Origin of the sequence: Streptomyces sp. NPDC051104, from assembly GCF_040682835.1 — a bacterium.
Classification (GTDB): domain Bacteria; phylum Actinomycetota; class Actinomycetes; order Streptomycetales; family Streptomycetaceae; genus Streptomyces; species Streptomyces cynarae.
Genome location: NZ_JBFBBS010000093.1, coordinates 1 through 5,679, shown reverse-complemented (window position 1 = coordinate 5,679; position 5,679 = coordinate 1). Strand labels below are relative to the sequence as shown.

Here is a 5,679-nt window from a genome sequence, read left to right as displayed (position 1 = left end):
TGGCCGTCGCCCTGTTGCTTGGTCTGGCCGTCTCCCTGTTGCCTGGACTGGCCGTCACTCTGCTTGCCCTGGCCGTCGCCCTGCTTGCCCTTGGCCGCCTTCCTCGTCGGACCGGAGTCGCAGTTCTGGGGCGGGGCGGCGGAAGCCCTTGGTGATCACCGCGAGCCAGACGATTCCGATGACCAGCCAGCCGAGGCCGAGTCTGACAGCGGTGTCGCCGAGCTGAGTGATCAAATAGACGTCGACGGCGGCACCGGCGGCGGGCAGCAGAAGGTACCGCACGGCCGAGTGACGGGTTCCGGAGCGCCACTGCCGCACGGCATAGGCGATCACGCAGACATTGACGAGCGTGAAGCCGAGGAACGCGCCGAAGTTGATGAAGGAGGTGGCGTCGGCGAGTGAGAGGTTCATGGCCAGCAGGCCGACGCCGCCGATGATCAGCACGTTGACGACCGGGGTGAGCAGCTTGCGGTGCAGGCGCCCGAAGACCTGCCGGGGCAGGGCGCCGTCGCGGCCCATGACGAACATCAGGCGGCTGGTGCTTGCCTGGATGGCGACGCAGGAGGCGAACCCGCCGAGCATGCTGACGATGTTGGCCACGTCGGCGAAGGTCTTTCCACCGACGTCGGTGAACAGGAGGTACCCGGCGGAGTCCTCGTCGGGGAAGGAACCGCCCGGGTGGGCCCACTGCATCAGGAAGGAGATCACGACGAAGATGCCGCCGCCGGTCAGCACGGTCAGGATGATGCTGCGCGGGATGGTGCGCTGCGGGTCACGCACCTCCTCGCTGAGGGTGCTCACCGCGTCGAAGCCGAGGAAGGCGTAGGCGGCGACGGCGGCGGCAGCGGTGACGGCGGAGAGGCTGGTGGCGCTGTTCCAGAAGGCGTGGCCGGCCGCGGGGGTGCCGCCGTGACCGAGGCCGTAATGGACGCAGAGCGCCGCAAGCACGACGAGGACGGCGGTGACGCCGAGCAGCAGCACTCGGTTGATCCGGTCGGCGACCTTGAGGCCGATGACGTTGATGGCGGTGGCGAGGACCACGTTGATGACCAGCCAGGCCCACTCCGGGACGGCCGGGAACTGGGCGTGGAGGTAGATGGCCTGGAGCAGCCAGGCGACCATCGGCAGGAAGAGGTAGTCGAGCAGCAGTGCCCATCCGGCCAGGAAGCCGATGCGGGAGTCGAGCTCCTTGCGGGCGTAGGTGTACACGGAGCCGGAGCTGGGATGGACCTTGGCCATCTTGGCGTAGCTGAGGCCGGTCAGCAGCATGGCGCCGGTGGCGATCACGTAGGCGGTGGGCGCGGCGCCCTTGCTGGTGGCAGCGATGACGCCGAAGATCGAAGTGACGACGGCGGGGGCCATGTAGGCGACGCCGAAGGCGACCACGGAGAGGAGTCCGAGGTCTCCACGCATGCGGGTGGGCTGATGTGTCACGAGATTCTCTCTTCCCCGAGTGTGCGGCGGATCTCGGTGGGGTCGCTCGGGAAGGGGGCCGGGGCGGTGGCACCGGCCCAGGTGGCAGGGTCGATCCGCCCCTGGTAGAGCGGCAAGGCGAGGGGGCGGTCGCCGGGGTGGAACTGCTGCCAGGGCCGGTTGAGCGCCGCAGTGCCCAGGCGGCGGACGTTGGCGACCTCGTCCAGGTCGATCACGTCGGTGAGGGTGGTGTCACTGTCGGCGGCGGCCTCGGAGCGCACGGTGCCCTGCGGGTCCACGAGCAGGCTGCGGCCGGTGCCGACGGGCGCGGCACAGTTGACGCTGGCGACGAAGAGCTGGTTGACGATGGCGTTGGCGCGGGCCAGCACGAGTTCCTGGGCCCGGTCGCTGCCGGAGGTCTGTACGAAGTTCAGTACCAGCTCGGCGCCCATCCAGGCCAGGTGGCGGGTGGTCTCGGGGAACCATGCGTCGTAGCAGATCGACAGTCCCACGCGGCCGATGCCGTCGAGGTCGAAGACGGTGAACTCGGCGCCGGGGAAGACGGTCTCGTACGGCCGCCACGGGAAGATCTTCCGGTAGGCCGCGACCCGTTCGCCGCGCGGGGAGTACACGGGGGCGGTGTTGTAGACACGTCCGTCGGTGTCACGCTCGTAGACGCTGCCTGGGGCGAGCCAGACGCCGAGGTCGCCGGCGAGTTCCGCGAAGGCGCGGTCACGCGGGCCGTCCAGGGGCTCGGCAAGGGCTTCGGGAAGATCGGCAGGGGCGAGCGTGGTACCGCCGACCGGGCCGCCCAGGTGCAGCTCGGGGTACACGACCAGCGGTGCGGCGGGAAGCCCCGTCGTCCGCCTTCGCAGGTCTGCAGCCAGGCCGTCCAGGTCGTCGGCAGTGCGTTGGGCTGCCTGGGCCAGCACGAGAGGGAGGGGACGGGACATGGATCACCAGGTCTGATTCGGGGATTCGTTAAACGAAATTTAGTTAACGAATGGAGGTGGGTCAATGGGTCGCCGCAGGTGAGATATGAGCGGCATTCGGCGGTGTGCGAGCATGTCGTCCATGGCCCGACCCAGAAACCAGGCGGAACGCCGCGCCCAGCTGATCGACGCGACCGCCAAGACCGTGGTGGAGCTCGGGGCCGCAGCCACCAAGCTGCGGGACGTCGCCAGGGCCGTCGGCGTCACCCCTGCGTCGGTGCTCTACTACTACGCCGACATCCAAGAGCTGTTCGCCGCCGTGTTCGAGCGCAGCGCCGCGACGTACTTCGTCAGCCGCGAGGAGGCCATCGCGGCAGCGGACGGTCCGGTGTCGCGGTTGCGTGCCTGCATCCACTCCGGCGTGCCCTGGCCCGGAGAAGGCGAGGAGAGCACCCGGCTGCTCTTCGAGCTTTTCCCCGTGGCACTGCGCAACAAGGGCGCCGCCGAGCGGCAGCGCCTCTTCGCGAACCAGCAGACCCAGTTCTACCGTCAGGTGCTCGAAGTCGGGCAGCAAAGCGGCGATTTCGCGCTGGCCGGCGATGCCTGGTCCCTGGGGCGTTCCTTCGTGGCACTGGAGGACGGCTACGCGATGGACCTGCTGGTCGGCAGTGCGACCGCCCAGGACATCGAGGATCGCCTACTCGACCACGCCCGCATCGTCACGGGCAACACGGCCTTCGCCCGACGCGACTGACCCGGTGTCACCTGCACGGAGACGGCTGGCTCGCCTCCCCGGACCAGCCCGTCGTCCTGTCCCCCACCGCATGTCCGGCGTCCGCCATGCCGATCGCATCGACGTCCTGCACCACGGACGGCTCGTCGAACACGGCACCCACGACGAACTCTTGGCCACCAAGAGGCGCCACGACTCGATGTCTCCGGCTCAAACCGCCGACCCTTGGTGACTGCCTCGGACGGCGTTCGCGGCAGTGTCTGGCGGTCTCGACGCCCGAGAGCGTTCGGCTCGTTCGGTGGAAGACCACGGGCGGTGCCGCACAGGAGAATTCAATGCAGTGCAGCCGCGCCTCCCACCCCCCCCGCCGAGAGACCGTCGCCCGAGTTCGACAGTTGGTAGGCATACGGCGGGGGCGGAAGTGCTGGCTGACCTGCGGCGATGGGCATGACGGGGCTCCGGGGCCGTGTGCCCACGGCTCCGGAGCGCGTTTTCCCAGTTCAGGGGCTATTCGGAGGTCTTGAGGCCGCTCATCTTTGGTGGAAGCGGGACGCCGCACTCCTTGAAGAGTTTGGACTGGGTGTCGGTGAGGCGGGTGGTCTGCTGGAGGCTGCCGGCGGGGCCGGAGAGGGTGACCTGGTGGATCCGGCCGAGTTCGGCTGCGATCGCGGGCCAGGTCCGCTCGGTGCGGCGCTCGGCGACGCGGATCAGCAGCAGCGCGAGCCAGCACAGCAGCACGTGGGCGCGTATCCGCTCGTCCAGGCGGTGGTAGACCGGCCGCAGGTCCAGCGTCGACTTCATCGTGCGGAAGGCGCGCTCGGCCTCCAGCAAGTTCTTGTAACCGAGCGCGATGTCCTCGGCAGACAGGTCCGGATCGCTGGTAGCCAGTAGGTACTTGCCGTCCAGGCGGGCTTCGGCGGCGACCTTGGCGGCGTCGATGGACAGCCGCCCGGTGGTCGGGTGCTGCTTGAGCCAGCGGCCGAGGGCAGGATGGTCGCGCAGCGCGCACTCGGCCTTGCGGTGCGGGGCGTCCGAAGGGGCCGCGGGGCGCTTGCCGGTCTTGGCCGACTTGGCCTTCGTCTTCTTCGCGTCCGCCTCGCGGGCGGCCTTGATGCGGACCAACTCCTCTGTGACGGCTGTGAGTTGGTCTTCGCGGCGAGCAGCGTCGCGCATCGCTTCGGCGGGGTTGTGGCAGATGATGAAGCGCCTGCCGTCGTCGCCGTCCAGGCGGACTTCCTTGACGCGCAGGTTGTCGCGCACTTCCTGGTAGCGGCCCTGCCGGGCCAGGGCCTGGTCGGCGAGTTTCGGGCCCTCACGTATCTTGATGCCGGTGATGTAGTGGCCGCCGGCCCGGCGCAGGTAGGCCTGGTTGGCTTCGGAGGAGAATCCGGTGTCGCAGACGGTGACTACCCGGCCGAGCCGCCAGTCCCGCAGCCCGTCCTTGACCTCGGTGGTCACGGTCTGGTCGTTGGTCCCGCCGGGCCAGGTCCAGCAGCGAACCGGAATGCCCTCGCGGGTGACGGCCAGTCCGATGACGATCTGCGGCAGATCCTTGCGGTGATCCTTGGAGTGCCCGTACTGGCGCAGGCTGGAGCCCTCGCCGTCCGGGTCGTCGGCCTCGTCGCGCTCGAAGTAGGTGGAGGTGGTGTCGAAGAAGACCAGGTCGACTTCGAGATTGAGCAGGTGGGCCGCGGAGAAGAACACCGCTTCCTGCACGGCGGCTCGGGTATCGGCCTCGACCAGCAGGTCCATGGCACGGTAGGCGTGCTGCTCGGCCAGCGCCTCCAGGCCGGGGATCACCTGGTCGATGGTGGCCCACTCGGCAGCGGCGAGCTTGGAGGCCGGGGCGATGGCCCGGTTGGCGACCAACGCGAAGATCGTGCGCTCGACGTCGGTGCGGAACTTGCGCCCGTCGACCCGAGAGGCAAGCGCAGCGTCGATGCCGAGCAGCTTCCACAGCCCGTCCAGCAGCCAGCTCGCGCCGATCGGCCGGGAGGACTCCACTGTCAGCGGCCCGGCCTCCTCGGCGCCCAGCGTCTTCGCGGTGTCGTCTTCGTCGCCGAGGTAGCGGTTGATCGAGGCGACCAGACGGCGCAGGCCCTCGACGTCCAGGCGGTCCTCGCGGCCGAAGTTGACCAGGACCTCGGCCTGGGTCGTGCCGTCCTTGCGGCGATTGTGGGCGAGCTGGAGGTAGCGCACCACCGACCCGTCCTTGTTCCGCCGCTGGATCTTCCGCAAGTACATGCCCGCATCATCAGGCAGATCACAAGCTCAGATCAATACTCACCTCAAATCCGTTTGCCCGCACGATTCGAGCCGCTCCGGCAGACGCGAAGCCTCTCACCTGCATAGATCCGCCGCCGAACCCCTCCGTATGCCCATCAACTGTCGAACTCGGGGCCGAGGGCGAGCACCAGTAGTTCCCGGCGTCCAGTTCCCTGGCCCAGACCTGGGCGGGCGGCAGTTCGGCATACTCCGGACGGTTCAGCAGTGCCAGGACCGAGTCCCGTTCCCTGCGTTCCGCAGTTAAGCGGGGTTCTCGGGGGTGTGGCAGGGCATCGGTGCAGGTCAGACGGTTGCACCTAGACCGAAAGGCCGAAA

At 68.7% G+C, this 5,679-nt stretch carries 4 protein-coding genes; 1 reads left to right on the top strand and 3 read right to left on the bottom strand.

Annotation, left to right across the window (positions count from 1 at the left end):
* Positions 1 to 54 precede the first annotated feature (54 nt).
* Both AB0N14_RS39365 and AB0N14_RS39360 read right to left on the bottom strand, forming a co-directional pair.
* Entirely contained in the window at positions 55 to 1,434 is a 1,380-nt protein-coding gene (locus AB0N14_RS39365) for an APC family permease (RefSeq protein ID WP_366030506.1), read from the bottom strand.
* Entirely contained in the window at positions 1,431 to 2,366 is a 936-nt protein-coding gene (locus AB0N14_RS39360; RefSeq protein WP_366030504.1) for a carbon-nitrogen hydrolase family protein, read from the bottom strand. Before AB0N14_RS39360 ends, AB0N14_RS39365 begins: the two co-directional genes overlap by 4 nt.
* A gap of 121 nt (positions 2,367 to 2,487) precedes the next feature.
* Between AB0N14_RS39360 and AB0N14_RS39355 the strand changes: the two genes are divergently transcribed.
* Entirely contained in the window at positions 2,488 to 3,099 is a 612-nt protein-coding gene (locus AB0N14_RS39355) for a TetR/AcrR family transcriptional regulator (protein WP_366030503.1), read from the top strand.
* A 486-nt stretch (positions 3,100 to 3,585) separates the two neighbouring features.
* Here the strand turns inward: AB0N14_RS39355 and AB0N14_RS39350 are convergent, their stop codons facing one another.
* Complete coding sequence (locus tag AB0N14_RS39350; RefSeq protein WP_366030501.1) at positions 3,586 to 5,322, bottom strand: IS1634 family transposase; 1,737 nt, start codon at positions 5,320 to 5,322, stop codon at positions 3,586 to 3,588.
* Positions 5,323 to 5,679 lie beyond the last annotated feature (357 nt).

Coding starts and splice junctions, on each gene's coding strand:
- AB0N14_RS39360 (WP_366030504.1), bottom strand. CDS start 2,366: ATGTCCCGTCCCCTCCCTCTCGTGCTGGCCCAGGCAGCCCAACGCACT.
- AB0N14_RS39355 (WP_366030503.1), top strand. CDS start 2,488: ATGGCCCGACCCAGAAACCAGGCGGAACGCCGCGCCCAGCTGATCGAC.
- AB0N14_RS39350 (WP_366030501.1), bottom strand. CDS start 5,322: ATGTACTTGCGGAAGATCCAGCGGCGGAACAAGGACGGGTCGGTGGTG.